We start from the raw sequence: 23,857 nt of genomic DNA, 5'->3' as shown, positions 1-23,857 counted from the left end.
GCTAACCTCGTGCGATGCCCGCTCCCAACATCCCCCAGATCCGCCTCTACCGAGAATGGCTGCGCGAGACGCGCGGCCTTTCCTTCGACAGCTACGACGCCCTGTGGCGCTGGTCCGTCACCGAGCTCGACGCCTTCTGGCAGAGCATCTGGGACTACGCCCGCATCCAGTCGCCCACGCCGCACACCGCGGTGCTCGCCGAATCGCGCATGCCCGGCGCGCGCTGGTTCCCCGGCGCCCAGGTCAACTACGCGCGCGAGGTGCTGCGCCATGTCGACGCCGCCCATGCAGCCGGCATGCCCGCCATCGTGAGCGACAACGAACTGGGCCAGGTGCGCGAGATGTCGTGGCCCGAGATGCGCCGGCAGGTCGCGTCGGTGGCGCTCACGCTCAAGTCGCTCGGCGTGAAGCGCGGCGACCGCGTCGCGGCCTACATGCCCAACGTGCCCGAGACCATGGTGGCCTTTCTCGCATGCTCCAGCATCGGCGCGATCTGGAGCGTGTGCGCGCCCGACATGGGCACGGCCGCCGTGGCCGACCGCTTCAGCCAGATCGAGCCCAAGGTGCTGATCGCCGTCGACGGCGTGCACTACGGCGGCAAGCCGCTGGACCGCAGCGCCGTGCTGCAGGAGCTGCGCGCACAGCTGCCGAGCGTGCGCAAGCTGCTGCTCGTGAAGTCGCCGTACGCCGCCGGCGCGGTGCCGCACGACGCCGACTGGACGCAGGCCATCGGCCGCGACGACGACGAGGTCGCCGCCTTCGAGCCCGAGTGGCTGCCCTTCGACCATCCGATCTGGATCGTCTATTCGAGCGGCACCACCGGCCTGCCCAAGCCCATCGTGCACGGGCAGGGCGGCATCATCCTCACCATGCATGCCTGCGGCCTGCACAACGACGTGGGCGCGAGCTACGGCACCAACAACTTCGGCGAGCGCTACCACTGGTACAGCTCCACGGGCTGGGTGATGTGGAACTCGCAGCTCTCGGGCATGGCCTTCGGCGCCACCATCTGCATCTACGACGGCAATCCGGCGGGCAGCAAGGAAAAGCCCGACTGGGGCGTGCTGTGGCGCTTCGTGGCGCGCCACGAGGTCACCTTCTTCGGCGCCGGCGCGGCCTACTTCACCAACTGCATGAAGGCCGGCCTCGTGGCGAAGGATTGCGGCGACCTCTCGCGCGTGCGCGCGCTGGGCAGCACCGGCTCGCCGCTGCCCGAGGAAGTGCAGCGCTGGGGCTCGAAGCAGATCCTCGACGCGGGCTCGAAGGAGGTGTGGTGGTGCAACATCTCCGGCGGCACCGACTTCTGCGGCGCCTTCGTCGGCGGCAACCGCGACCTGCCCGAAGTGCCCGGGCAGATGCAGTGCCGCGAGCTCGGCCACGCGGTCGAGGCCTGGAACGAACAGGGCCAGCCCGTCATCGGCGAAGTGGGCGAGCTGGTGTGCACCAGGGCCATCCCGTCGATGCCCCTGTACTTCTGGGGTGACGAGGGCAACGCGCGCTACCTCTCGAGCTACTTCGACACCTACCCCGGCGTCTGGCGCCACGGCGACTGGATCAGGATTGGCGAGGACGGCGGCTGCATCATCTACGGCCGCAGCGACGCCACGATCAACCGCCAGGGCCTGCGCATGGGCACCAGCGAGATCTACAGCGCCGTCGAGGGCCTGCCCGAGGTGCTCGACTCCATGGTGGTAGACCTCGAATACCTGGGCCGCGAGAGCTACATGCCGCTGTTCGTGGTGCTTCGCCCCGGCGTGGCGCTCGACGACGCCATGCGCGCGAGGATCAACAACGCCATCAAGACATCGCTCTCGCCGCGCTTCGTGCCCAACGACATCTTCCAGGTGGCCGAGATACCGCGCACGCTGTCGGGCAAGAAGCAGGAGCTGCCGATCAAGAAGCTGCTGCTGGGCCAGCCCATCGAGAAGGTGGTCAACCGCGAGGCCATGGCCAATCCGGGAAGCCTTGACTGGTTCGTGGCTTTTGCCGCGCGGCGCGCGGAGGCCGCCTCCGCATAATGGGACGCATGAAAAGACGAACCAGCCTCCTCATGTTCTCCGCCATCGCGGGTGCCTCGTTGCTGAGTGCCTGCGCCGTGCCTTCCTCGCCGTCGGCGGGCGGCAGCGCGGCGCAGCTGCGCGTGAGCGGCACCGTCACTTACCGCGAGCGCATCGCGCTCGACCCGGCGGCCGAGATCCAGGTGCAGCTTCTCGACGTGTCGCGCATGGACGCGCCGTCGGTGGTGCTCGCCGAACAGCGCATCAAGGCCAACGGCAGGCAGGTGCCCTTCGCCTACGAGCTGAAGGTCGACGCCGCGCGCATCGATCCGCGCATGCGCTATGCCGTGTCGGCGCGCATCTCGCGCGGCGACCAGCTCCTGTTCATCAACGACACGCAGTACTCCGTGCTCACGCAGGGCGGCGGCACCAGCGCCGACCTCGTGCTGGTGCGCGTCACCCAGGCGCCGCGCTAGCCGCCGATCACGACATCACCAGCTCGTAGAGCACCATGCGCGTCTGCCGGCCGCGCAGTTCCACCTGTTCCTCGATGCGCCGCGCATGCAGCCGGCCATCGAGCCCGGCGAAGGTGGTTTCCGAAATCAGCGCTTGCGTGCCCAGCTGCTTGTTGATGCCCTCGATGCGGCTCGCCACGTTGATCGCATCGCCGAAGGCGGTGTAGGACAGCCGGTCGTTCGAGCCCAGCACCCCCGCGATCACCGTGCCCGTGTGGATACCCACGCGCGTGCGGAACTCGGGCAGGCCCTGCTCGACCCACTTGCGGTTGAGCTCGTCCATTTCCACGTGCAGCTCCAGCGCGGCCAGGCAGGCCTTGTACTCCGCGTCCTTCAGGTCGGAGGGCGCGCCCCACAGCACCATGATGCCGTCGCCGATGAACTTGTCGACCACGCCGCCGTGCCGCGCGAACACGCCGGTCGCCAGGTTGAAGTATTCGGTCAGCATGCCCACCAGCACGTCGGTGTCCAGCGACTCCGAGATGGAGGTGAAGCCCTCCACGTCGGTGAACATCACCGTCACGCGGCGCGGCGAGCCGGAAGGGCCGAGCGCGTGGCCTTCGTCGATCAGCTGGTTGATCACGTCCACCGGCACGAACTTGCTGAAGGCCTTCAGGCTGCGGGCCGAGTCGTCCAGCGCCTGGTCGAGGTGCTGTATCTCGAGCACGCGGCTGGGCTCGCGCGGGAGGTTGTCGAGTTCCAGCAGGCCGATGCGGCGCGCGATGTGCGAGAGGTTCTCCACCGGCGCGGTCACCAGCTTCGACAGCTTCAGCGACATGAACAGCGCGATCATCAGGAAAGCCACCGCAAGCCCCAGTCCCAGGAGCACCGCACGGCGCAGGTCGCCCAGGAGAACGTCCTCCGGCACCCAGCTCACCAGTTGCCAGCCGGTGCTCGGGATGCGCGAGGTCTGAACCAGATAGCGGCGGCCTTCGTAGGCGAAGGAGAACTCCGTGTCGTTGCCGCTGCCCGCCGTGCCGGCGGCCTGCATGTGGGCGTGCAATGCGCCGAGCACGCCGCTGGGCGACTCCAGCTTGTGCAGCACGCCGGGCAGGTCGCTGCGTGCGAGCACGCGGAAGTCGGCGCTCAGCAGCGCGCTGTCGCCGTAGCCGTCGTTGTTGAACTGGCGCACGAATTCCGAAAGCCGGCCGAGCGAAACGTCGCCTGCCACCACCAGCTTCTGCGCGCCGCCCGGGTAGTTGCGCTGGCTGGGCAGCGCGTACGTCACGCCCAGCTCCTGCGCGGCGGCGAACACGTAGGGCTGCGTCCAGACCGGCCCGCCTGCCTTCGAGGCCTGCAGGTACCAGCTGCGCCTGGTCGGGTTGTAGTCGCTGCGGAAGGCTCCCAGGCGCTGGGTGGCGTAGCGCTGCTGCACGTTGGCCTCGGCGTCCAGCGGCAGCTTGTACTGCCAGGTCTCGGTGGTGAAGCCTTCGTCGAGCTCGATGTGGCGCATGGCCGGCACCGGGTAGCGCAGGGCCATCAGCATCTGGCCCCTCTCGTTGCTCACGTAGATGCTGTCCAGCTCGGGCGACTGCTGCAGCAGCGTCCAGAGCAGCTCCGCCGTCTTCTCCGATTGCTCGCCCGCAGGACGCAGGCTGGGCGCGGTGCCCACCGCGTTGATGACCGATTCCGCCTTGTGCAGGAAGGCCCGCACCTTGTCCTCGGTGCGGTCGTGGTTGGCCTTGTGCGCCGACACGCCGACGCGCGACACCAGCCGCTGCGAGCCCCAATAGCCCAGCGACACCAGCAGCAGCGACTGGGCCAGCGCAACCGCGCTGACGATGGTGCCCACGTCCACCCGGAATCGGCGCGAGCGCCCGGGCGGTGCGACGAGCGCAGCCGCGGGCGGCGACGCTCCTGTGACAGATTTGACCGACGGCTTTCCAGCCGCTTCCGGATTCCCGGACGAGTTCTTGTTCATACAGCTCCCTGGCAACCACTCGACGCGCCCGCTGAGCCGAAGCCGCGGGCCGGCTTCCGGCAGGCCCACGGCCCCGATCATTGGCGTCGGGGTCCTGTGGCTGCTCGGAAGCGGGCGTGATTTTCGCCTGAGTTCGGCGTTCCGTGCGGTACTGCACAGCGCCGCCGTGGCCCGGACCTGTCTAGACCAGTCCGGGGAAGCTGCGTAAAAGGAGGCGGCCCCTCAGCGCGCGTCGTGGAAGATGATTCCGAGCGTGTGCCGCCGCCCCGAGCGCACGCGGCTCACGCCGTGTCGCATCGTCACGCGGTAGCTGCCGCGCGTGCCGGCCACCGGCCGCTGGTTGACCGCGAAGATCACCGCCTCGCCCTGCGCGAGCGAAACCACCTCGGCGCGCGACTGCATGCGCGGGCGCTGCTCGGTCAGCACGAACTCGCCGCCGGTGAAATCGCTGCCCGGCTCGCTCAGCAGCACCGTGAGCTGCAGCGGAAACTGCAGGTCGCCGTACAGGTCCTGGTGCAGGCAGTTGTAGTCGCCCTCGTCGTAGCGCAGCAGCAGCGGGGTGGGGCGCTCCTGCCCGGCCGCGTGGCAGCGCGCGAGATATGCGGCGTGCTCCGCCGGATAGTCGGCCGGCTGGCCCATTGCCGCGGCCCATGCGTTGGCCAGCGGCGCGAGGCGCTCGTACAGCGCGCCGCGCCATGCCGCGAGCTTCGGCGGCAGCGGATAGGTGAAGTACTGGTACTCGCCCTGGCCGAAGCCGTGGCGCTGCATCACGACGCGGCTGCGGAAGTGGCGCGGCCGGTCGTACATCGCCACGAGCGCGGCGCATTCCGTCGGGGTGAAGAGCGCGGTGCCGGTGGTGGCGCAGCCGCGGGCGGCGATGTCGGCTTCGATGCGGGGCCAGTCGAGGGCGTCGACCAGGGAGGCGGGGGTTGTCATGGACGCAGTGTCCCGCTTCCGGGCGCGCGGGGCTCGCCGTTTCCGGACGCGGCTTTCCCGCGCGGGCTTTGCGGCGAGGCGGGGCGGCCGTCATCCGTTTTGAGCGATCATGCGCTCATGGCAAGAGAAAAAACCGCTGCACGCGAAGCCGCCACGGGGCAACTGGTCCAGGGCCGGTCGGTCGCCGTGCTGGGGCGCGGCATGGCCCTGGTCAAGGTGGGCAAGGCGCCGCGTCCGGCGGTGCGCCCCGAGGACAACACCACCGTGCTGCTGAAGAAGGCGGCACGCGCGCTCAACAAGCCCGGCATCGACCGTTCGGTGGTCTTCCGCGGGCCCAACGCGGCCAAGGTCTACGCCTACTCCGCCTATCCGCAGGACCCGACCAAGGTCGTGCGCGAAGCGGCCGACGGCACCAAGGTCATCGGCCGCATGGTCGACGGCAGGTTCCGCGCGAGCAAGGCGTGAGCAGCCGGCCGCCGAAGCTCGAAAAGCTGCTGGAGCAGACGCAGGGGCCGCGTCCGGTGGCCTTCGTGCTGGCCGGCCACAACGGCTCCGGCAAATCGACGCTCTGGTATTCGCGCCTCGCGCCGTCGCTGCGGCTGCCGCTGGTCAATGCCGACCGGATGATGATGTCCATCCTGCCCGACGCCAATCCCGCCACCGGACACATCCCTGGCTGGGCCCAACGCCTGCGCGACGACGACGAGCGCTGGCAGATCCTCTCGCAGAAGGGCGTGCGCGCCTTCAAGAGCCTGGTGATGGACCAGCGCATGCCCTTCGCCTTCGAGACCGTCTTCTCGCACTGGAAGCCGCTGCCCGGCGGCGGCCACGAGTCGAAGGCCGACGACATCCGCGCGATGCAGGAGGCCGGCTACTTCGTCGTGCTGCTCTTCGTCGGCCTCGTCTCTGTGGACATGTCCGTCTTCCGCGTGAGCACGCGAAAGCAGCAGGGCGGCCACGACGTGGACCGCAAGAAGCTCGTCGAGCGCTTTCCCCGCACGCAGGCGGCCGTCGGCCACGCGGCGCAGATCGCGAACATGACGCTGATGTTCGACAACAGCCGCTCCGAGAAGAACGCCTTCGCGCTGGTGCGCGCGCAGGCGAAGAAATCGGTTCTCTTCGACGCGCGCGATCCGCAGTTCGACGTGGACCCCGAGCTGCGTGCCGTATGCGACCCATGGCTCGAGAAGGTCACGGGGCCGTTCAGGCCGGCGCGCGCCCCGCAGCCGAAGAAGACCGCCGAGACCGCACCGAAGCAACAGCAGAAGGACCGCAGCACCCCATGAGCACCTCGAACCCATCCTCCGATCAAGCCGCCGGCGACTGGCAACTTCCCTGGACCGGCGGCTGCCGCTGCGGCCAGGTGCGCCTGCGCATCAGCGCGCCGCCGCTGCTGTCGATGGCCTGCCACTGCACCGGCTGCCAGGCCATGAGCGCGAGCGCCTTCTCGCTTTCGCTGGCCATTCCCACGCCGGGCTTCGAGGTGGTGTCGGGCGAGCCCGTCATCGGTGGCCTGCACGGCGCCGACTCGCACCACTACTTCTGCCCGCACTGCAAGAGCTGGATGTTCACGCGCGCCGAAGGGCTCGACGACTTCGTCAACCTGCGCCCCAGCATGCTCGACCGGCATGAATGGGTCGAGCCCTTCATCGAGACCTGGGCCGACGAGAAGCTGCCGTGGGCCTCCACGCCCGCGAAGCACAGCTTCGGCACCATGCCCGCCTTCGACGCCTTTCCGGCGCTGGTCGAGGCCTATGCCCGGGAAGGCGTCCGGCCCGCGAAGAGGTGATGCGCATGACACCCCAGGCCGTTCTCGACCACTACGACCGGGGGCTGCTGTGGCCCGCCGATCGCCCGCTCCCGATCGCGGCGGACGTCGACGCCGCATACCAGCAGGCGCTGGCCCTGCGCGCGCTGCGCACCGCTCGCGGCGAACGGCCCGTGGGCTACAAGATCGGCTTCACCAACCGCACGATCTGGCCCCGCTACGAGGTCTATGCGCCCATCTGGGGCACCGTGTGGCACACCACGCTCGCGCGCAGCAGCGGCGGCACGGGCAAAGTGAGCCTCGACAGGCTCTGCCAGCCGCGCCTGGAGCCGGAGGTCGTCTTCGGCATCGCCGCGACGCCGCCGCGCGACGCCACGCTGGAAGACCTGTTCGGCTGCATCGCATGGCTCGCACCGGGCTTCGAGATCGTGCAGTCGCACCTGCCCGGCTGGAAGTTCACCGCCGCGGACACCGTGGCCGACGGCGGGCTGCATGCGCGCCTGCTGATCGGGCGCGAGACGCCGGTCGGCCGCTTCGCCACCAGCGCCCATGCGCTCGACGAACTGCTTGGCCGCGCTCGCGTGAGGCTCTACCGCGGCGATGAACTTATCGAAGAAGGCAAGGGCGCCAACGTGCTCGATGGCCCGCTGCATGCCCTGCACCACTTCAACCAGGAACTGCAGCGCTGCCCCGGCGCGCCGGCGCTGATGCCCGGCGACGTGGTCACCACCGGCACCTGGACCGATGCCTGGCCGCTGGAGCCCGGCCAGTCATGGCGCGCCGAGTTCGACGCGCCCTTCGATTCGCTCGGCATCACGCTGCGCTAGCAACGGCTCGTGCCGTTCAGAGCGGCGCGATCGGAATGCAGATGTCGCATTCGAAGGCGCCGGTCTTTTCGTCGAACGCACCGCACGGCGGGTAGTACTCGAACGCCGGCCGGTTGTCGATCTGGAAGCCGCTGGCTGGCAGCCAGTCGCGCAGCACCCTCGCCCAGGCTTCGTTGATCTCCTGGGGCAGGCCCTTGAACTTCATCGCCGCATAGCGCCCGCCGGGCAGCACCGTCTTCTGGAAGCCGCCGTCCGGCACGAAGTCTTCGGGCACTTCCACGGCGGCGTCGTAGCGCGACTGCTCCGGCGCCGTGATGCTTGGGTCGTCGTGGCTGATGCCGTAGCGCGGGTTCGACCACAGCTTGCGGGCGCCGATCCACGGCGCCACCTTCGTTTCCCAGAAGACGCCCACGGGCGCGCCGAACGGGCCCACGTAGCGCAGGTAGGCGATGGTGACGGGCGGGCGGGTGATGAGTTCGACGTTCATGGGCATGGCCTCCGTTGGCGCGGTGTCGCGCGGTGAAGGCTCATTCTTCGTGAAGCCGTGCAAGGCGATCTGATCAGGATTGCTTTCCGTGTCGGCCGGTGACCAGCGGTGCACCGCGCGCCATGCCGTTGGCGAGCTGCCGAAGCGTGCGCGGAACGCCCGCGAGAACGCCTCGCCCGAACCGAAGCCCACCGACAGCGCCGCGTCGAGCACCGACACGCGCGGCTGCGTCGCGAGCCGCAACGCGGCGACTTCCACGCGCCGGCGGCGCACGTAGTCGCCCAGCGTCTCGCCGGCCCAGGCCGCGAACAGCCGGTGGAAGTGATAGGCCGAGAAATGCGCCACGTCGGCCAGTTCGGCGAGTTCGAGCGGTTCGTCCAGGTGTTCGTCGATGTGCGTCAGCACCTTGTGCATGCGCCATTCGTATTCGGACCGGCTGTCTCGCTTCATGGCGTACTCAGCCTTGCCGCGCCTGCTCCAGCAGCCAGTCGCTGAAGAACTTCAGCAGCGGCCGCTGGTCGGCCCGCTCGGGCGTCACGAGGTAGTAGTTGCGCTCGCCCGAAAGCGGCCGCGCGCAGGCCACCACCAGCTCGCCGCGCGCTAGTTCGTCGGCCACCAGCATGGTCGGCATCAGCGCCACGCCGAGCCCGTGCGACGCGGCGGCGGCGAGGATGGAGAACAGCTCGTAGCGTGGCCCGCCGCGCGCGTTGGGCGCATCGATCTGCTGCGCGTCGAACCACTGGCGCCAGCCGTCGGGGCGCGTGCTCTGCTGCAGCAGCGGCATCTTCGCGATGGCGGCGGGCGTCACGGCCTTGCCGCGCGGAAGCAGGGCGGGGCTGCACACCGGCACCACGTCCTCGTGCATCAGCAGCAGCGCGCGCGTGCCGGCCCAGTTCTCGACCTGCGCGGGCGTGCCGGCGTACAGCGCGGCGTCGAACTCCGCGTCGGCGAAGAGAAAAGGCCGGGTGCGCGTCTCGATGTGCACCACCACGTCGGGCTGCAGCGCCGCGAAGCCCTTCAGGCGCGGCATCAGCCAGCGGGTGGCGAAGGTGGGCACGGCCGCGAGCGAGAGCGAACCGCCTTCGCCCTGGTGCGCCATGGCGTCGAGCGTGTCGCGCTCCATCGCCTCCAGCCGTTTGGCTGTCTGCCGCGCGTAGGCCGTGCCGCTGGCCGTGAGCGCCACGCCGTGCCGCGTGCGGCGGAACAGCGCCACGCCCAGGAAGGCCTCGAGCGTGCCGATCTGGCGCGACACCGCGCTCTGCGTGAGGGCGAGCTCCTGCGCGGCGCGGGTGTAGCTCTCGTGGCGCGCGGCGGCGTCGAAGCACACGAGGGTCTGCAGGGGCGGGATCTTGCGGCGCATGTATGCCTCGGCTGTATGTATGGATTCGATGGTTCGTCAATGGAGAAGCCGGTCGAACATCTTGCAAGACATTCTACGAACGCATATCTGGGTGCGGAATCCTCGTTTGCGTCATGGCCCCCGCGTGGCTAGCATCGCCCCATTCCCCCTCTTTTCTCTTTTTCCCCTTTTCCGGAGACAGCCACATGGCCGCCAAAGCGCAATTCCACTGGGACGACCCCCTTCTTCTCGACCAGCAGCTGACCGACGAAGAACGTATGATCCGCGACGCGGCCAATGCCTACTGCCAGGAGCGCCTGGCTCCCCGCGTGCTCGAAGGCTTCCGCACCGGCGAGACCGACCCCGCCATCTTTCGCGAAATGGGCGCCCTCGGCCTGCTGGGCCCGACCATTCCCGAGCAGTACGGCGGCCCCGGCCTCAACTACGTGGCCTACGGCCTGATCGCCCGCGAAGTCGAGCGCGTCGACTCCGGCTACCGCTCGATGGCCAGCGTGCAGAGCTCGCTGGTGATGGTGCCGATCTTCGAATTCGGCTCCGAGGGCCAGAAGCAGAAGTTCCTGCCCAAGCTCGCTACCGGCGAATGGATCGGCTGCTTCGGCCTGACCGAGCCCGACCACGGCTCCGACCCCGGCAGCATGGCCACGCGCGCCAAGAAGGTTCCGGGCGGCTACTCGCTCACCGGCTCGAAGATGTGGATCAGCAACTCCCCCATCGCCGACGTGTTCGTGGTGTGGGCCAAGGAAGTCAGCGAGAGCGGTGCCGTCGGCCCGATCCGCGGCTTCGTGCTCGAGAAGGGCATGAAGGGCCTGAGCGCCCCCGCCATCCACGGCAAGGTCGGCCTGCGCGCCAGCATCACCGGCGAGATCGTGATGGACGGCGTGTTCTGCCCTGAAGAGAACGCCTTCCCCGAAGTGCAGGGCCTGAAGGGTCCCTTCACCTGCCTGAACAGCGCCCGCTACGGCATCTCGTGGGGCGCGCTCGGCGCCGCCGAAGACTGCTGGCACCGCGCCCGCCAGTACACGCTCGACCGCAAGCAGTTCGGCCGCCCGCTGGCCGCCAACCAGCTCATCCAGAAGAAGCTGGCCGACATGCAGACCGAGATCACGCTGGGCTTGCAGGGCAGCCTGCGCCTGGGCCGCATGAAGGACGAGGGCATCGCCGCGGTGGAAATCACCTCGATCATGAAGCGCAACAACTGCGGCAAGTCGCTCGACATCGCCCGCATGGCGCGCGACATGATGGGCGGCAACGGCATCAGCGACGAGTTCGGCGTGGCCCGCCACCTGGTGAACCTCGAAGTGGTCAACACCTACGAAGGCACGCACGACATCCACGCGCTGATCCTGGGCCGCGCCATCACCGGCATCGCCGCCTTCTCGAACTGATCCGCGCATGACCGGCAAGCCCGCAGCACTCGACGGCATCAAGGTTCTGGACCTCTCCCGCGTGCTCGCGGGCCCGTGGTGCACGCAGATCCTCGCGGACCTGGGCGCCGACGTCGTCAAGATCGAGCGCCCCGGCGTCGGCGACGACACGCGTACCTGGGGCCCGCCCTTCATCAAGGACGCGAACGGCAACGACACCGACCAGGCCAGCTACTTCACCGCCTGCAACCGCAACAAGCGCTCGGTCACGGTCGACATGGCCACACCCGACGGGCAGGCGCTGTTGAAGCAGATGGCGGCGCAGGCCGACATCGTGGTCGAGAACTTCAAGACCGGCGGCCTCAAGCAGTACGGCCTCGACCACGAGAGCCTGCGCGCGGCCAACCCGCGCCTCATCTACTGCAGCGTGACCGGCTTCGGCCACGACGGCCCGTATGCCGAGCGCGCGGGCTACGACCTGATGATCCAGGCCATGACCGGCATGATGAGCATCACCGGCCGTCCCGACGACGTGCCCGGCGGTGGCCCGCTGCGCGTGGGCGTGGCGCTGACCGACCTGTTCACCGGCGTCTACGCCAGCACCGCCATCCTGGCCGCGCTGCAGGTGCGCGATCGCACCGGCGAAGGCCAGCACATCGACATGGCGCTGCTCGACGTGGGCATGGCCATCCTCGCCAACCAGGCGAGCGCCTTCCTCAATACCGGCAAGGCGCCCGGGCGCCAGGGCAACACGCACCCCAGCCTCGCGCCCTACCAGGACTTCCCGACGCAGGACGGCGCGATGCTGCTGGCCATCGGCAACAACGGGCAGTTCGCGCGCTTCTGCGAGGCCGGCGGCCACCCCGAATGGGCGACCGACGCGCGCTTCGCCACCAACACCCTGCGCGTGAAGCACCGCGGCGTGCTCATTCCGATGATGGAAGAGCTCACGCGCACCCGCACCACCGCCGCGTGGGTCACGCTGCTCGAAGACAAGGCCGTGCCCTGCGGCCCGATCAACGACATCGCGCAGGCCTTCGACGACGCGCAGGTCAAGGCGCGAGGCCTCGCGGTCACGCTGCCGCGCGACGCGGGCGACGGCGTCGCCAGCATCACCGGCGTGGCGAGCCCGCTGCGCCTTTCGGGCACGCCGCCCGTGCTGCGCCATGCACCGCCGGCGCTGGGCCAGCACACGCAGGAGGTGCTGGCGGAAATGGGCATCGACGCGGCCCGCTTCGAGGCCCTGCGTTCGGCCGGCGTGGTCTGAACCGATGAGCAGGCCCGCATGACGAACCCGATGCGCCAGCCACCGTTCTCGGTGCTGCGCATCGACCACGTCGTGCTGCGCGTGAAGGACGCCGAGCGTTCCATCGCCTTCTACTGCGGCGTGCTGGGCTGCACCGTCGAGAAACGCCGCGACGACCTGGGGCTCGTGCACCTGCGCGCCGGGGCCAGCCTGATCGACCTCGTCACGCCCGACGGCCCGCTGGGCAGGCAGGGCGGGGCGCTCGCCGGCACCGAAGGCCGCAACGTCGACCACCTCTGCCTGCGCATCGAGCCCTTCGACGAGGCGGCCATCCGCGCGCTAATGGCGCAGAACGGCGTCGCGGTGCACGGCGAGGTGCAGAACAACTTCGGCGCCGAGGGCAACGGCCCCTCGATCTACATCGCCGATCCCGACGGCAACAGCGTCGAGCTCAAGGGCCCTGCGGCCTGAGCCTTCCTTCTTCCTGATCCCCTCCGTCCGGAGATTTGTACGCCACTGTGTCTGCATGGCGCAGCGGACACACGCGCATGCAAACCGGCCGGTGGTTCGACACATCGCGGATACAGCCCGTCGATGTAATTCCCGCATCGCCAACGATGCGCACGCAGACGAGGCGATGGAGCCCACAACCAAGTCTTTCGAACCACCTTCCAGTCCAAAGGAATCTCCATGACCGACAAGCAAGTCCTCTACACCGGCAAGACCCACACCACCGGCGGCCGCCTCGGCGCATCGCGCAGCAGCGACGGCCACCTGGACATCCAGCTCTCGCCCCCCGGCGGCAACGGCACGGGCACCAACCCCGAGCAGCTGTTCGCGGCCGGCTGGTCGGCCTGCTTCATCGGCGCCATGGGCAAGGCTGCGGGCACGCTGAAGGTCAAGCTGCCGGCCGACCTGTCGGTGGACGCCGAGGTCGACCTCGTGCTCCAGGAGGGCCAGTACTTCCTGCAGGCGCGCCTGAACATCAGCCTGCCCGGCCTCGACCGCGAAACCGCGCGCGCCGTGGTCGACACCGCGCACCAGACCTGCCCCTACTCGAAGCTCACGCGCGGCAACATCGACGTGGAGTTGAACTTGGTCTGAGCGGTGCGGCCTGCCGGCGCCAGTGGCGCTAGGCAGGCTCGCGCACGGATTGCGCTTCCCTGCAACTCAAGCGACCTCCCTTTTTGGTGAGCTGAAGATAGCGCTGTAGGCATTGAAAGCCTGGCGCTGGTGATGCGCTTGGACGGCCACCTTCATCGCGGAGCCTGGCGGAGAATCGGTGAGCGCCATATTGCGCAGAACGGTCCTTGGGGAGATTTCGATGTCTGAACGCTCTTGTGCGATACACGTCGTGTTGGAGCGGACCGCGCCATGACTCAGCCGACAAAGGTCGAGGCGGTCGCGTTGCCTGTCGCGGTCGACGACCACGATGTCAGTGAGATCGTGCGCATCGACTATGCAGCGCGAAAGCTCACAGTCGTCGCGCGGGCTCCCAAGAGCAACACGTTGATCGGTATCAGATTCGACGACGTCGTGGCCTACAGGGTCATGGATGAGCGCGATCTTGCCGAATACTGGCCAGCCTGCTCTTCTCCGAACTGCTCGGTGTTCTCAATTCAATCTGGTGGGTGGCTGTCACAGGAGTCCACTCGCCCTGGCAGTTGCATCGGATTGTTCTATGGCGATGTCCGTGAATACCTGGTGACCAGCGTGGCCGAATGCGTCTCCGTTCTTTGCATCGGTGAGCCGCGGATTGAGCCGGAGTACCGCAAAAGCTAGGCTGCCCGCCCGATAGTCGCCACGCCAAACACGATCACGCCCAGCACGAGGTTCACCGTCACCAGCTTGCGCACGGTGTTCAGCCGCGCGGCCGCCGTTGGCCAGGCGCTTTCGTCCACCGCGCGCCGCATGGCCCTGAATACCGAGGCGCGGATGTAGACGTAGATGGCGAGCATCACGATCGCGATGCTCATCATCGCCTCGATGCGCCAGTGCAGGCCGCGGAAGCCGCCGCCCGCGACGATCATCGCCACGCCGGTCGCGAAGAGCAGCGTGACCGATGCGTCCACCCCCACGAAGAAGCGCCGCAGCGTCGCGGCCATCATGCGCAGGCGCAGCGGCGGCTCCAGCGTGGCGACGGCCGAGGGGCGCACCGCGAAGTGCATGGTCGCCATGCCGCCGACCCAGAAGGCGGCGCAGAGCAGGTGGATGAAGAGCGGGATGACGTAGGACATGGGGCCCGATCAGAACACCGAAGGGGCGTGGCGCGCAATGTCGTGCCTCATGCCCCGCGCTTCCCGGTTTTCCTGGCCGCCTTTTCGACCTTGTCCGCCTTGCCCGTCCCTTCCGGCTTCTCCTCGCCGCCGCCCCCGGAGGCATAGCGGCGCATGTCGGCCACCACGCAGCGCAGCAGCTCCGCGGCCGCCGGCGACAGCATGCGCCCGTGGCGCGACACGATGTGCGAGCGGCCCTGCGACAGCAACGGGTTCTTCATCGGCAGCTCGACCAGTTCCGGATTGCTCGCGTTGGGCGTGAGCGAGATGCGCGTGCCCAGCGCATAGCCCAGCCCCGCCGACACGAAGTGCCCGAGCGCGCTGAACGAGGTGGTGGTCAGCAGCGAGGGCAGGCGCACGCCTTCGCTGATCTCGGCGGCCTCGATGTGCTGGCGCACGCCGAAGCTTCGGTGCAGTGTGGCGCCCGCGTAGGGCAGCAGGTCGCTCAGCTTGAGCGGGCGGCCCAGCTGCGTGAGCGGATGCGAAGCCAGCACCAGCGCCTGGATCGGCTGCGGGTGCGAATGGTGCGAGGTCAGCCGCTCGTCCTTGGGCGGCTGGAACAGCAGGCCGACGTGGGCCCGCTCCTCCACCACCCGCTGCACGATCTCGTCGGTGCTCGCCACGTCGAGGTCGATGGTGATCCGCGGGTGCGTGGTCATGAAGTCGCGCAGGCTGTGGCGCATGAGCCAGTCGACGTATCCCTCGCCGGCCACGATGTCGATGTGGCCGCGCTCGATCTTGCGGATGCCGTCCATCTGCGCCATCAGGTGCTGCTTCTGGCTGTTCTGGCGCCGCACGTAGCCGGCCAGCATCTGGCCCGCGTCGGTGGCGATCACGCCGCGCCCGTGGCGCTCCAGCAGCGGCAGCCCGCACTCCTGCTCGAGGATGCCGATGGCCCGGCTCACGGCCGACGGGTCCATGTCGAGCACCTCGGCGGCGCCGCGCACGGAGCCGCTCTCGAGTACCTGCATGAAGTAGCGCACGCGGCGCGTGTCGAGCCTGTCGTCCATGGCCTTCGTCTCCTGAGTGTTGCATTCAATGCAACAAATATGTCGATTCACGGTCATTGATGCAAGAGGCCGGCAACCCCAAACTCGCCGGCACCCCGCAGGTCCTGCGCCACACGATGCCCCACGCGATGACATCCGCCGCCTCCACCACGCTCGCCGCCGCTGCCCCTTCTTCCTCGGCTTCCGGAAAACTCAGGCTCGCGCTCGTCACCCTGGCCGTCGTGGCCGCGGCCGAGCTGATCGGCCCGGTGCAGTTCAGCGTCGGCCCGGGCAAGGTGGCGCTGCTGCCGATGCTGTGGGCGCTGCTGATTGCGGCCGCATGGGGCATCGCGCACCGCCGCGTGCCGGGCGTGGTGCGGGTGGCGACCGCCGAGCAGTCCTTCGCCGGCGGCCTGCTGAACGCGGGCCTGCTGCTCTTCGTGGTGAAGCTGGGCCTCACGGTCGGCGCCGCGCTGCCGCAAGTGAAGCAGGCCGGCTGGGCGCTGCTGTTCCAGGAGTTCGGCCATGCGCTCGGCACTCTGGCGCTGGGCCTGCCGCTGGCGCTGCTGCTGGGCATCAAGCGCGAGGCGGTGGGTGCCACCTTCTCGGTGGGCCGTGAGGGCAACCTCGTGATCATCGGAGAGAAGTACGGCATGGCCTCGCCCGAGGGTCGCGGCGTGCTGGCCGAGTACATCACCGGCACCGTGCTGGGCGCGCTCTTCATCGCGGTGCTGGCGGGCTTCGTCGCCAGCCTGCACGTCTTCGATCCGCGCTCGCTGGCCATGGGCGCCGGCGTGGGTTCGGGCAGCCTGATGGCGGCGGCGCTGGGCGCCATCGCCGCGCAGCAGCCGGCCGAGATGCTGCCGCAGCTCACCGCCATTGCCGCCGCGTCGAACCTGCTGACCACAGTGGTGGGCTTCTACTTCACGCTGTTCCTGTCTCTGCCGCTGTGCTCGTGGCTCTACGGCAAGCTGGAGCCGGTGTTGGGCCGCTTCTCGAAGCGCGGCTCGCAGGACGCGGGCACGGCGGCCGTCTCGCAGGCCAGCGTCGGCCATGGCGGCGCGATGTCGCTGCGCGACACGCTCATCGCCTGGGCGGTGGTGGGCGGCGGCGTGCTCATCGGCAATTCACTGACTTACAAGGTGCCGGTGCTGGTGTCGCTCGAAGGCCTGGCTGCGGTGGTGGTCATCGCACTGATCGTCGAGGGCATCAAGCGCCTCGTGCCGCGCCTGCCGATGGTGCTGGTGCTGTCGGTGGTGGCCACGGTGGCGGGCATTCCGGGGCTGTTTCCTTTCTCCGACGCGCTGATTGCGATCACCGGCAAGCTCAATTTCCTGGCCTTCACCACGCCGGTGCTCGCGCTGGCCGGCTTCTCGGTCGCGAAGGACCTGCCGGTGTTCCGCCAGCTGGGCTGGCGCATCGTTGTGGTGTCTCTTACCGCCACCGCCGGCACCTTCCTCGGCGCCACGGTGATCGCCGAATTCTTCCACTGACCCCATTCCGCGAGAGAGCTGAAAAGAACCATGTACCGCGACCCCGAAATCGCCGAAGACACCCGCGCCCGCATGCTGGCCTGGCGCCGCGACATCCACGCCAACCCCGAGACCGCCTTCGAGGAGCACCGCACCGCCAACGTCGTCGCCAACGCGCTGATGCTGATGGGCCTGTCCGTGCACCGCGGCCTGGCCGGCACCGGCGTGGTCGGCACGCTGAAGAACGGCGAGGGTCCGAGCATCGCGCTGCGTGCCGACCTCGACGCGCTGAACATGCAGGAGCTGGGCACGCAGCCGCACGCCTCGAAGTGCGTGGGCAAGATGCACGCCTGCGGCCACGACGGCCACACCGCGATGCTGCTGGGCGCGGCCGAGCACCTGTCGCGCCACAAGCCCTTCAAGGGCACGGTGCACTTCGTGTTCCAGCCCGCCGAGGAGAACGAGGGTGGCGGCCGCGTGATGGTCGACGAGGGCCTGTTCGAGCAGTTCCCGGCCGACGCCGTCTACGGCATGCACAACTTCCCGAGCCTGCCGCGCGGCCGGTTCGCTATCCGCAAGGGCACGATGACGGCCTTTCTCGACACCTTCGAGATCGTCGTCACCGGCAAGGGCAGCCACGGCGCAATGCCCGAAACCGGCATCGACTCGGTGGTGGTCTCGGCCCAGCTCGTCAACGCGCTGCAGACCATCGTGAGCCGCCGCACCGGCGCCACCGATTCGGCCGTGGTGAGCGTCACGCAGATCCACGGCGGCGACACCTGGAACGTGATCCCCGAGACAGTGGTGCTGCGCGGCACCGTGCGCACGCTCGACCCCGGCATCCAGGACCAGACCCAGGCCGCCATGCAGCAGATTTGCGACGGCGTGGCCGCCACGCACGGCGCGAAGGTGGCGCTCGACTACCGCCGCGGCTACCCCGGCGTGGTCAACACGCCCGCCGAGACCGACGCCGCCATCGCCGCGGCAGCCAGCCTGGTGGAGCTTGCGCAGGTGCACATCGACATCCCGCCCGCCATGGGCTCGGAAGACTTCGCCTTCATGCTGCAGAAGCGCCCGGGCGCCTACATCGGCATCGGCGCGGGCGAGGGCCCGAACGACCCGAACGTGCACAACCCGTACTACGACTTCAACGACAACATCCTGCCGCTGGGGGCGGCCTACTGGGTGGCACTGGTCAAACAGCAGCTTCCTGCATCAAGAGATGAGAGCATGATGCGCTGATGCTCTCAGTCTTCGACATCTTCAAGATCGGCATCGGCCCCTCCAGCTCGCACACCGTCGGGCCGATGCGCGCGGCGCTCATGTTCGCGCAGTCGCTCGACCGGCGCGGCGTGCTCGCCCAGGTGGCACGGCTGCATGTGGACCTGTTCGGTTCGCTAGGCGCCACCGGCCACGGCCACGCGACCGACCAGGGCGTGATCCTCGGCCTCTTCGGCGACGCGCCCGACACAGTGCGGCCCGAGACCGTGCAGCCCCGGCTGGAGGAGTTGCGCCGCACCGGCCGGCTGAGCCTTCTGGGCACCACGCCCATCGACTTCGACCGCGTGCGCGACATCGCCTTCCGCGGCGAGGAGTCGCTGCCCGAGCACCCGAACGCCATGTGTTTCACCGCCTTCGCGGCCGATGGCGTCACGCTGGCCGAGGGCAGGTACTTCTCGGTCGGCGGCGGCTTCGTCGTCGAGGGCGGGCAGGCCGTGGCCGCCACGGTGGCAGCCACCGCCGCCGTGCCGCATCCCTTCTCGACCGGTGACGAGCTCATGGCGCAATGCCGCGACAACGGCCTGTCGGTGGCCGCGCTGGTGATGCGCAACGAATGCGTGTGGCGGCCCGAGCCCGAGGTGCGCAGCGGCCTGCTGCGCATCTGGGGCGTGATGCAGCAGTGCGTGCAGCGCGGCTTCGGCATCGACAACCCGCTGGCGGCGCAGGCGCTGCCCGGCCCGCTGCGCATGCGCCGCCGCGCGCCCGAACTGCACCGCGAGCTGCTCGCACAGGCCGGCGCAGCCGATCCGCTCGCGGCGATGGACTGGGTCAACGCCTTCGCGATGGCGGTGAACGAGGAGAACGCCGCCGGCGGCCGCGTGGTCACCGCGCCCACCAACGGCGCGGCCGGCGTGGTGCCCGCGGTGATGCACTACTACCAGCGCTTCGTGCCGCAGGCGAGCGACGAAGGCATCGTCGACTTCCTGCTCACCGCCGCCGCCATCGGCATGCTCTACAAGACCAACGCCTCCATCTCGGGCGCCGAGGTCGGCTGCCAGGGCGAGGTCGGCGTGGCCTGCTCGATGGCGGCCGGCGCGCTGGCCGCGGTGCTCGGCGCGACGCCGGCGCAGGTCGAGAACGCGGCCGAGATCGGCATGGAGCACAACCTGGGCCTCACCTGCGACCCGGTCGGCGGCATGGTGCAGATACCGTGCGTGGAGCGCAACGCGATGGGCGCGGTGAAGGCCATCAACGCCGCGCGCATGGCGCTGCGCGGCGACGGCAGCCACTACGTGTCGCTCGACGCGGTGATCCGCACCATGAAGCAGACCGGCGAGGACATGAAGGCGACCTACAAGGAAACCTCGCTCGGCGGCCTCGCGGTGAACGTGGTGGAGTGCTGAGCGCCCTCAGGTCGCGCCGGGCTCAGGGCACGAACATGTCCCACGGCCCCTTGCCTGTCGGCAGCCGCGGCCGCGCGGTGAGCGAAGCCAGCGGCTCGCCGGCCTCGTAGCGCGCGGCCAGCTCGACGGGGTCGAACACCACGCCCATGAAGTTCTCGGCGTAGGCGCCGCCCGCGAAGAAGGCGTCGACTTCCTCGGCCGTCTCGAACACGTCGTGCTGCAGCTCCAGCCGGTGGCCGTCGGGGTCGCGGTAGTACATCGAGATCGTCGGCCCGTGGTTGATGCACCAGTAGGGCAGGATGCCGCGGGCCGCCAGCCGTCGGTGGTTGGCCAGCAGCTCGCCGAGCGAGCCGTAGGTGAAGGCGATGTGTTCCAGCCCCGTGCTCGCGTCGGCCTCGTGCTTCAGCCCCGGCGGCGCGATCAGGCCGATGCGGTGATGCTCGTCGTCGTAGCTCAGGAAGCACAGCATTTCGTTCTCGAAGGCCACGCGGGCTTGCAGCACCTCCAGGTACCAGTCGCGCGAGCGCTCGAGCTCGCCCACGCGCAGCACCACGTGCGCGAGCTTGACTGGGCGCAGCGCGGCGTGCGCGAAGTCGGGCAGGGGGCGGCGCGCGGGCAGGGCGAGTTCGTCGTTCATGGGTGTCTCCTTTTCTTCTTCGAAGGGCGGTGCGTTCAGGTGGCGTCGGGCTCGGCCACCACGCGGTTCTCGATGTGGCCGATGCCCTCGATCTCCACGCGCACCACGTCGCCCGGCACCAGGTAGCGCGGCGGGTCCATCAGGCCGCCGACGCCGGCGGGGCTGCCGGTGCTCAGCACGTCGCCAGGCTCCAGCGTGAAGGCGGTGCTCAGCTCGACCAGCATCGCCTCGATGCGGTGGATCATCTGCGCCGTGTTGCCGTCCTGGCGCAGCTCGCCGTTGACCCAGGTGCGCAGCCGCAGCGCGTGCGGATCGGCGATCTCGTCGCGCGTCACCAGCCAGGGGCCAAAGGGCCCGTGCGTGTCGAAGGACTTGCCCAGCGTGTGCGTCGGCGCGCGCATCTGCCAGTCGCGCACGCTCATGTCGTTCACGACCACGTAGCCGGCCACCATCGCCATTGCGTCCTCGGCGCGAACATGGCGGCAGCGCCGGCCTATCACCACGCCCAGCTCGCCCTCGTAGTCGAACTGCCCGGACACGCGCGGCTTGTGCACCGCGTCGAAGGGGCCGGCCACGCATGAGACCTGCTTGTTGAACCACACCTGCCCCGGCGGCCGCGTCAGGCCGAGCTTCGCGGCTTCCTCGAGGTGCGAGGCGTAGTTGCCGCCGAGCCCGAGGAACTTGCGCGGCGCGGGAATCGGCGCGGCCAGCCGCACCTCGGACAAGGCCAGGCGCGGCGCATCGGCCAGCGCCGCGCGCAGCCAGGCCATGCCTTCGTCGCCGCGCGCGAGCAGTTCGAGCAGCCCCGCGGGCGCGCCGGGCCGTGCGCTCAGGTCGGCGACTTCATCGTCGTTTCGGACCACGCCGAAGCGAAGCGTGTCGCGGTGGTGGAAGCTGGCGAGTTTCATGGCGTGTGCGCGGGCAGGTGGTTGACCGGGAGGTGGTCGATCGATGATGCTGGTGGAACGAACGCGGAACAATTCGCCATGAAAGAACGGATCGTTCCGCCAGCAGAACGAAGAAGACCTGAAAAGACCGGAAGAGACATGGAAGACTTCAACGACCTCGCCCTTTTCGCCCACGTGGTCGAGCAGCAGGGCTTCAGTGCCGCCAGCCGGCACCTGGGCATTCCCAAGTCGCGCCTGAGCCGGCGCGTCTCGCTGCTCGAGGAGCGCATCGGCGTGCGCCTGCTGCAGCGCAGTTCGCGACGGCTGCTGCTCACCAGCGTGGGCCGGCAGTTCTACGAGCGCTGCCAGGCGACCGTGGCGGCCGGCGAGGAAGCCTTCGACGTGGCGCGGCAGGCCACCGCGCAGCCGCAGGGCCTGCTGCGCGTGAGCTGCCCGTTCACGCTCGCGCAGTTCTGGCTCACGCCGCTGATTCCGTCCTTCATGCGCACCTTTCCCGGCGTGCGGCTGCAGCTGGAGGTGAGCAACCGCCGCGTCGACCCGCTGCAGGAGAACATCGACGTGGTGCTGCGCGTGCGGCGCCCGCCCTTCGAGGATTCGAGCCTGGTCGCGCGCCCGCTGGGCGGCACCGTCGACGTGCTGCTGGCGAGCCCCGCGCTGGTGGAGCGGCTGGGCATGCCGCAGTCGCTCGCCGACCTGGCTGCGTGGCCCGTGCTGTCGCTGCCCGCGGAGAACGAGCGCTACCGCTGGGCACTGGAGCGCGGTGCCCAGTCGCATGATTTCGCTTTCACGCCGCACTTCGTGACCGATGACATGTTCGCGCTGAGGCACCTGGCGGAGCAGGGCATGGGGCTCGCGCTGCTGCCCGAGATCATGTGCCGCGATGCCCTCGCCGACGGCAGGCTGCTGCGCCTGTGCGGCGAGTGGGCTTGCGCGGCCAGCGAGATCCAGGCCGCCTTCGCCTCGCGCCGCGGCATGCTGCCGGCGGTGCGCGCCTTCATCGACCACTTGCTGCAAAACCCGCCGGGCGCTGCGGAACCGGGGGCCGGCGTATCCTGACCGCCCTTCCCGCCGTCCTGTTTTCTCACCCACGCAACAAGAAAGAAAGCCGAACTCCGCCATGACCCGCACCATCGCCCAGAAACGCGCCGACTTCCGTGCCCTCCACGAACAGGGCTGCTTCGTCATTCCGAACCCCTGGGACACGGGCAGCGCGCGCTTTCTCGAAGGGCTGGGATTCAAGGCGCTGGCCACCACCAGCTCGGGCTTCGCCTGGTCGCAGGGGCATGCGGACGGCGCGATGTCGCGCGAGCACATCCTGGCGCACCTGCGCGAACTCGTGGAAGCCACCGACCTGCCGGTGAACGCCGACTTCGAGAACGGCTTTGCCGCCGACGCGCGGGGCGTGGCCGAGAGCGTGAGCCTCGCCGTCGAGATGGGCGTGGCGGGCCTGTCCATCGAGGACTCGACGGGCAATGCCGCCGATCCGCTCTTCCCCGTCGACGTGGCTGTCGAGCGCCTGCGCGCCGCGCGCAAGGCCATCGATGCATCGGGCGCCGACGTGCTGCTGGTCGGCCGCGCCGAGAACTTCTTCGTGGGCCGGCCCGACCTCGACGACGCCATCGCGCGGCTCAAGGCTTATGCGAGCGCGGGCGCCGATTGCCTCTACGCGCCCGGCATCAAGACCCGCGAGCAGATCGCCGCCGTGGTCGCCGCTGCCGGAGGCAAGCCGGTCAACCTGCTCGTGGGCGCGCCCAGCGAACTCACGATGAAGGACATCGCCGAACTCGGCGTGCGCCGCGTGAGCGTGGGCGGCGGCCTGGCGCGCGCGGCCTGGGGCGGCTTCATCCGCGCCGCACGCACGCTGGCCGACGGTCGCTTCGACGGCTTCGCCGACGCAGCACCGGGTGCAGAACTCAACGCCTTCTTCAAGCCCTTCGCCAGCTGAGGCCGTGGACGCGCTGCTCGCCGAGGTGCGCGCCTGCCGCGTGTGCGAGGCGCACCTGCCGCTGGGGCCGCGGCCGGTGGTGCAGGCCAGCACGAGCGCCCGGCTGCTGATCGTCGGGCAGGCGCCCAGCCTCACGGTGCACCAGACGGGCGTGCCGTGGAACGACAGGAGCGGCGACCAGCTTCGCCGCTGGCTCGGCATCGACCGCGAGGTGTTCTACGACGCCGCGCGTGTGGCCATCGTGCCGATGGGTTACTGCTACCCCGGGCGAGGCAAGAGCGGCGACCTGCCGCCGCGCAGGGAGTGCGCCGAGCTCTGGCACGACAGGCTCTTCGCGCAGATGAAGCAGGTCGAGCTCACGCTTCTCATCGGCCAGTACGCGCAGCGCCACTTTCTGGGCAAGAAGGCGAACGCCGGTGTCACCGAGACCGTGCAGGCCTTCGCCGACTACGCGCCGCGCTTCATTCCGCTGCCGCATCCGTCGCCGCGCAACACGGGCTGGCTCAAGCACCACCCGTGGTTCGAGAGCGATGTGCTGCCGGTGCTGCGCGAGCGGGTGCGGCACGCGCTGGGGATCTGAACAAG

Annotated in this window: 25 protein-coding genes; 17 read left to right on the top strand and 8 right to left on the bottom strand. The window is 69.3% G+C overall.

Translation table 11 applies throughout. The features are described 5' to 3' along the window. Nucleotides 1-14: 14 nt before the first annotated feature. Nucleotides 15-2,018, top strand: coding sequence for an acetoacetate--CoA ligase (locus BMY35_RS03870; RefSeq protein WP_093195694.1), 2,004 nt, complete (start codon nucleotides 15-17; stop codon nucleotides 2,016-2,018). 8 nt (nucleotides 2,019-2,026) lie between these two features. Further along, nucleotides 2,027-2,473, top strand: a complete 447-nt coding sequence (locus BMY35_RS03865; RefSeq protein WP_256228164.1) for a YbaY family lipoprotein — start codon at nucleotides 2,027-2,029, stop codon at nucleotides 2,471-2,473. A gap of 7 nt (nucleotides 2,474-2,480) precedes the next feature. Here BMY35_RS03865 and BMY35_RS03860 read toward each other — a convergent pair whose 3' ends face one another. Together BMY35_RS03860 and BMY35_RS03855 are read right to left on the bottom strand one after the other, a co-directional pair. Further along, nucleotides 2,481-4,433, bottom strand: coding sequence for an adenylate/guanylate cyclase domain-containing protein (locus BMY35_RS03860; protein WP_093195692.1), 1,953 nt, complete (start codon nucleotides 4,431-4,433; stop codon nucleotides 2,481-2,483). 222 nt (nucleotides 4,434-4,655) lie between these two features. Beyond that, nucleotides 4,656-5,369, bottom strand: a complete 714-nt coding sequence (locus BMY35_RS03855; RefSeq protein WP_093195691.1) for a 2OG-Fe(II) oxygenase — start codon at nucleotides 5,367-5,369, stop codon at nucleotides 4,656-4,658. Nucleotides 5,370-5,486: 117 nt separating this feature from the next. Here BMY35_RS03855 and BMY35_RS03850 point away from each other — a divergent pair, with 117 nt between their 5' ends. From BMY35_RS03850 to BMY35_RS03835, 4 genes are read left to right on the top strand one after another with little or no spacing between them, the layout of a single operon-like run. Further along, on the top strand, nucleotides 5,487-5,834 hold the full coding sequence (locus BMY35_RS03850) for a hypothetical protein (RefSeq protein ID WP_256228163.1): 348 nt from the start codon (nucleotides 5,487-5,489) through the stop codon (nucleotides 5,832-5,834). Next, complete coding sequence (locus tag BMY35_RS03845; protein WP_093195690.1) at nucleotides 5,831-6,655, top strand: zeta toxin family protein; 825 nt, start codon at nucleotides 5,831-5,833, stop codon at nucleotides 6,653-6,655. The genes BMY35_RS03850 and BMY35_RS03845 overlap by 4 nt, the downstream gene beginning before the upstream one ends. Beyond that, complete coding sequence (locus BMY35_RS03840) at nucleotides 6,652-7,158, top strand: GFA family protein (protein ID WP_093195689.1); 507 nt, start codon at nucleotides 6,652-6,654, stop codon at nucleotides 7,156-7,158. The genes BMY35_RS03845 and BMY35_RS03840 overlap by 4 nt, the downstream gene beginning before the upstream one ends. Before the next feature lie 5 nt (nucleotides 7,159-7,163). Continuing rightward, nucleotides 7,164-7,964, top strand: coding sequence for a 2-keto-4-pentenoate hydratase (locus tag BMY35_RS03835; protein WP_093196162.1), 801 nt, complete (start codon nucleotides 7,164-7,166; stop codon nucleotides 7,962-7,964). A 16-nt stretch (nucleotides 7,965-7,980) separates the two neighbouring features. Here BMY35_RS03835 and BMY35_RS03830 read toward each other — a convergent pair whose 3' ends face one another. Both BMY35_RS03830 and BMY35_RS03825 read right to left on the bottom strand, forming a co-directional pair. Beyond that, nucleotides 7,981-8,901 (bottom strand): AraC family transcriptional regulator, encoded by a 921-nt coding sequence (locus BMY35_RS03830; protein WP_218152973.1) that lies wholly within the window; start codon nucleotides 8,899-8,901, stop codon nucleotides 7,981-7,983. Nucleotides 8,902-8,908: 7 nt separating this feature from the next. Continuing rightward, nucleotides 8,909-9,811, bottom strand: coding sequence for a LysR substrate-binding domain-containing protein (locus BMY35_RS03825; RefSeq protein WP_093195688.1), 903 nt, complete (start codon nucleotides 9,809-9,811; stop codon nucleotides 8,909-8,911). A gap of 185 nt (nucleotides 9,812-9,996) precedes the next feature. On the opposite strand from BMY35_RS03825, the gene BMY35_RS03820 reads away from it, so the two are divergent. The 5 genes from BMY35_RS03820 to BMY35_RS03800 all read left to right on the top strand — a co-directional run bounded on the left by BMY35_RS03820 (nucleotide 9,997) and on the right by BMY35_RS03800 (nucleotide 14,203). Continuing rightward, nucleotides 9,997-11,196 carry an acyl-CoA dehydrogenase gene (locus tag BMY35_RS03820; RefSeq protein WP_093195687.1) on the top strand — a complete coding sequence of 400 codons (1,200 nt, stop codon included), beginning with the start codon at nucleotides 9,997-9,999 and terminating at the stop codon, nucleotides 11,194-11,196. A 7-nt stretch (nucleotides 11,197-11,203) separates the two neighbouring features. Further along, a complete protein-coding gene (locus tag BMY35_RS03815; protein ID WP_093195686.1) occupies nucleotides 11,204-12,442 on the top strand; it encodes a CaiB/BaiF CoA transferase family protein in 1,239 nt (412 codons plus the stop codon). 18 nt (nucleotides 12,443-12,460) lie between these two features. Continuing rightward, entirely contained in the window at nucleotides 12,461-12,892 is a 432-nt protein-coding gene (locus BMY35_RS03810; protein ID WP_093195685.1) for a VOC family protein, read from the top strand. Between the two features lie 219 nt (nucleotides 12,893-13,111). Continuing rightward, on the top strand, nucleotides 13,112-13,525 hold the full coding sequence (locus tag BMY35_RS03805) for an organic hydroperoxide resistance protein (protein WP_093195684.1): 414 nt from the start codon (nucleotides 13,112-13,114) through the stop codon (nucleotides 13,523-13,525). A 270-nt stretch (nucleotides 13,526-13,795) separates the two neighbouring features. After that, on the top strand, nucleotides 13,796-14,203 hold the full coding sequence (locus BMY35_RS03800; RefSeq protein ID WP_093195683.1) for a hypothetical protein: 408 nt from the start codon (nucleotides 13,796-13,798) through the stop codon (nucleotides 14,201-14,203). Here the strand turns inward: BMY35_RS03800 and BMY35_RS03795 are convergent. Both BMY35_RS03795 and BMY35_RS03790 read right to left on the bottom strand, forming a co-directional pair. Further along, complete coding sequence (locus tag BMY35_RS03795) at nucleotides 14,200-14,658, bottom strand: CopD family protein (protein ID WP_093195682.1); 459 nt, start codon at nucleotides 14,656-14,658, stop codon at nucleotides 14,200-14,202. The two genes, BMY35_RS03800 and BMY35_RS03795, sit on opposite strands and share 4 nt — an antisense overlap. Before the next feature lie 47 nt (nucleotides 14,659-14,705). Beyond that, a complete protein-coding gene (locus tag BMY35_RS03790) occupies nucleotides 14,706-15,707 on the bottom strand; it encodes a LysR family transcriptional regulator (protein WP_256228162.1) in 1,002 nt (333 codons plus the stop codon). Nucleotides 15,708-15,835: 128 nt separating this feature from the next. Between BMY35_RS03790 and BMY35_RS03785 the strand changes: the two genes are divergently transcribed. Genes BMY35_RS03785 through BMY35_RS03775 form a run of 3 tightly spaced genes read left to right on the top strand, consistent with a single transcriptional unit; the run spans nucleotide 15,836 to nucleotide 19,782 of the window. Beyond that, nucleotides 15,836-17,179, top strand: a complete 1,344-nt coding sequence (locus tag BMY35_RS03785; protein ID WP_093196160.1) for a DUF3100 domain-containing protein — start codon at nucleotides 15,836-15,838, stop codon at nucleotides 17,177-17,179. A gap of 30 nt (nucleotides 17,180-17,209) precedes the next feature. Beyond that, nucleotides 17,210-18,400, top strand: coding sequence for a M20 aminoacylase family protein (locus BMY35_RS03780; protein ID WP_093195681.1), 1,191 nt, complete (start codon nucleotides 17,210-17,212; stop codon nucleotides 18,398-18,400). Next, a complete protein-coding gene (locus tag BMY35_RS03775; protein WP_177213580.1) occupies nucleotides 18,397-19,782 on the top strand; it encodes an L-serine ammonia-lyase in 1,386 nt (461 codons plus the stop codon). Before BMY35_RS03780 ends, BMY35_RS03775 begins: the two co-directional genes overlap by 4 nt. A 22-nt stretch (nucleotides 19,783-19,804) precedes the next feature. On the opposite strand, the gene BMY35_RS03770 is transcribed toward BMY35_RS03775, so the two are convergent. Next, complete coding sequence (locus tag BMY35_RS03770; RefSeq protein WP_093195679.1) at nucleotides 19,805-20,419, bottom strand: VOC family protein; 615 nt, start codon at nucleotides 20,417-20,419, stop codon at nucleotides 19,805-19,807. A 35-nt stretch (nucleotides 20,420-20,454) separates the two neighbouring features. Further along, nucleotides 20,455-21,327, bottom strand: a complete 873-nt coding sequence (locus BMY35_RS03765; protein WP_093195678.1) for a fumarylacetoacetate hydrolase family protein — start codon at nucleotides 21,325-21,327, stop codon at nucleotides 20,455-20,457. Nucleotides 21,328-21,465: 138 nt separating this feature from the next. On the opposite strand from BMY35_RS03765, the gene BMY35_RS03760 reads away from it, so the two are divergent. From BMY35_RS03760 to BMY35_RS03750, 3 genes are all read left to right on the top strand, one after another. Further along, nucleotides 21,466-22,383: a LysR substrate-binding domain-containing protein gene (locus BMY35_RS03760; protein ID WP_093195677.1), complete on the top strand. Its 918-nt coding sequence runs from the start codon at nucleotides 21,466-21,468 to the stop codon at nucleotides 22,381-22,383. A 61-nt stretch (nucleotides 22,384-22,444) separates the two neighbouring features. Continuing rightward, entirely contained in the window at nucleotides 22,445-23,272 is an 828-nt protein-coding gene (locus tag BMY35_RS03755) for an isocitrate lyase/PEP mutase family protein (protein ID WP_093195676.1), read from the top strand. Nucleotides 23,273-23,276: 4 nt separating this feature from the next. Then, complete coding sequence (locus tag BMY35_RS03750; RefSeq protein ID WP_093195675.1) at nucleotides 23,277-23,852, top strand: uracil-DNA glycosylase family protein; 576 nt, start codon at nucleotides 23,277-23,279, stop codon at nucleotides 23,850-23,852. Nucleotides 23,853-23,857 lie beyond the last annotated feature (5 nt).

This window comes from Variovorax sp. YR750, assembly GCF_900109805.1.
Lineage (GTDB): Bacteria > Pseudomonadota > Gammaproteobacteria > Burkholderiales > Burkholderiaceae_C > Variovorax > Variovorax gossypii.
Note: the sequence above shows the minus strand (reverse complement) of the source record. Positions and strands in the feature narration are given on the sequence as shown.

Excerpts from the sequence above, each read along its gene's own strand:
- BMY35_RS03835 (WP_093196162.1), top strand. The coding sequence starts at position 7,164 with ATGACACCCCAGGCCGTTCTCGACCACTACGACCGGGGGCTGCTGTGG.
- BMY35_RS03755 (WP_093195676.1), top strand. The coding sequence starts at position 22,445 with ATGACCCGCACCATCGCCCAGAAACGCGCCGACTTCCGTGCCCTCCAC.
- BMY35_RS03850 (WP_256228163.1), top strand. The coding sequence starts at position 5,487 with ATGGCAAGAGAAAAAACCGCTGCACGCGAAGCCGCCACGGGGCAACTG.
- BMY35_RS03800 (WP_093195683.1), top strand. The coding sequence starts at position 13,796 with ATGACTCAGCCGACAAAGGTCGAGGCGGTCGCGTTGCCTGTCGCGGTC.
- BMY35_RS03805 (WP_093195684.1), top strand. The coding sequence starts at position 13,112 with ATGACCGACAAGCAAGTCCTCTACACCGGCAAGACCCACACCACCGGC.
- BMY35_RS03870 (WP_093195694.1), top strand. The coding sequence starts at position 15 with ATGCCCGCTCCCAACATCCCCCAGATCCGCCTCTACCGAGAATGGCTG.
- BMY35_RS03780 (WP_093195681.1), top strand. The coding sequence starts at position 17,210 with ATGTACCGCGACCCCGAAATCGCCGAAGACACCCGCGCCCGCATGCTG.
- BMY35_RS03790 (WP_256228162.1), bottom strand. The coding sequence starts at position 15,707 with ATGGACGACAGGCTCGACACGCGCCGCGTGCGCTACTTCATGCAGGTA.
- BMY35_RS03820 (WP_093195687.1), top strand. The coding sequence starts at position 9,997 with ATGGCCGCCAAAGCGCAATTCCACTGGGACGACCCCCTTCTTCTCGAC.
- BMY35_RS03760 (WP_093195677.1), top strand. The coding sequence starts at position 21,466 with ATGGAAGACTTCAACGACCTCGCCCTTTTCGCCCACGTGGTCGAGCAG.
- BMY35_RS03765 (WP_093195678.1), bottom strand. The coding sequence starts at position 21,327 with ATGAAACTCGCCAGCTTCCACCACCGCGACACGCTTCGCTTCGGCGTG.
- BMY35_RS03865 (WP_256228164.1), top strand. The coding sequence starts at position 2,027 with ATGAAAAGACGAACCAGCCTCCTCATGTTCTCCGCCATCGCGGGTGCC.
- BMY35_RS03795 (WP_093195682.1), bottom strand. The coding sequence starts at position 14,658 with ATGTCCTACGTCATCCCGCTCTTCATCCACCTGCTCTGCGCCGCCTTC.
- BMY35_RS03810 (WP_093195685.1), top strand. The coding sequence starts at position 12,461 with ATGACGAACCCGATGCGCCAGCCACCGTTCTCGGTGCTGCGCATCGAC.
- BMY35_RS03830 (WP_218152973.1), bottom strand. The coding sequence starts at position 8,901 with ATGAAGCGAGACAGCCGGTCCGAATACGAATGGCGCATGCACAAGGTG.
- BMY35_RS03825 (WP_093195688.1), bottom strand. The coding sequence starts at position 9,811 with ATGCGCCGCAAGATCCCGCCCCTGCAGACCCTCGTGTGCTTCGACGCC.
- BMY35_RS03855 (WP_093195691.1), bottom strand. The coding sequence starts at position 5,369 with ATGACAACCCCCGCCTCCCTGGTCGACGCCCTCGACTGGCCCCGCATC.
- BMY35_RS03840 (WP_093195689.1), top strand. The coding sequence starts at position 6,652 with ATGAGCACCTCGAACCCATCCTCCGATCAAGCCGCCGGCGACTGGCAA.
- BMY35_RS03860 (WP_093195692.1), bottom strand. The coding sequence starts at position 4,433 with ATGAACAAGAACTCGTCCGGGAATCCGGAAGCGGCTGGAAAGCCGTCG.
- BMY35_RS03770 (WP_093195679.1), bottom strand. The coding sequence starts at position 20,419 with ATGAACGACGAACTCGCCCTGCCCGCGCGCCGCCCCCTGCCCGACTTC.
- BMY35_RS03815 (WP_093195686.1), top strand. The coding sequence starts at position 11,204 with ATGACCGGCAAGCCCGCAGCACTCGACGGCATCAAGGTTCTGGACCTC.
- BMY35_RS03785 (WP_093196160.1), top strand. The coding sequence starts at position 15,836 with ATGACATCCGCCGCCTCCACCACGCTCGCCGCCGCTGCCCCTTCTTCC.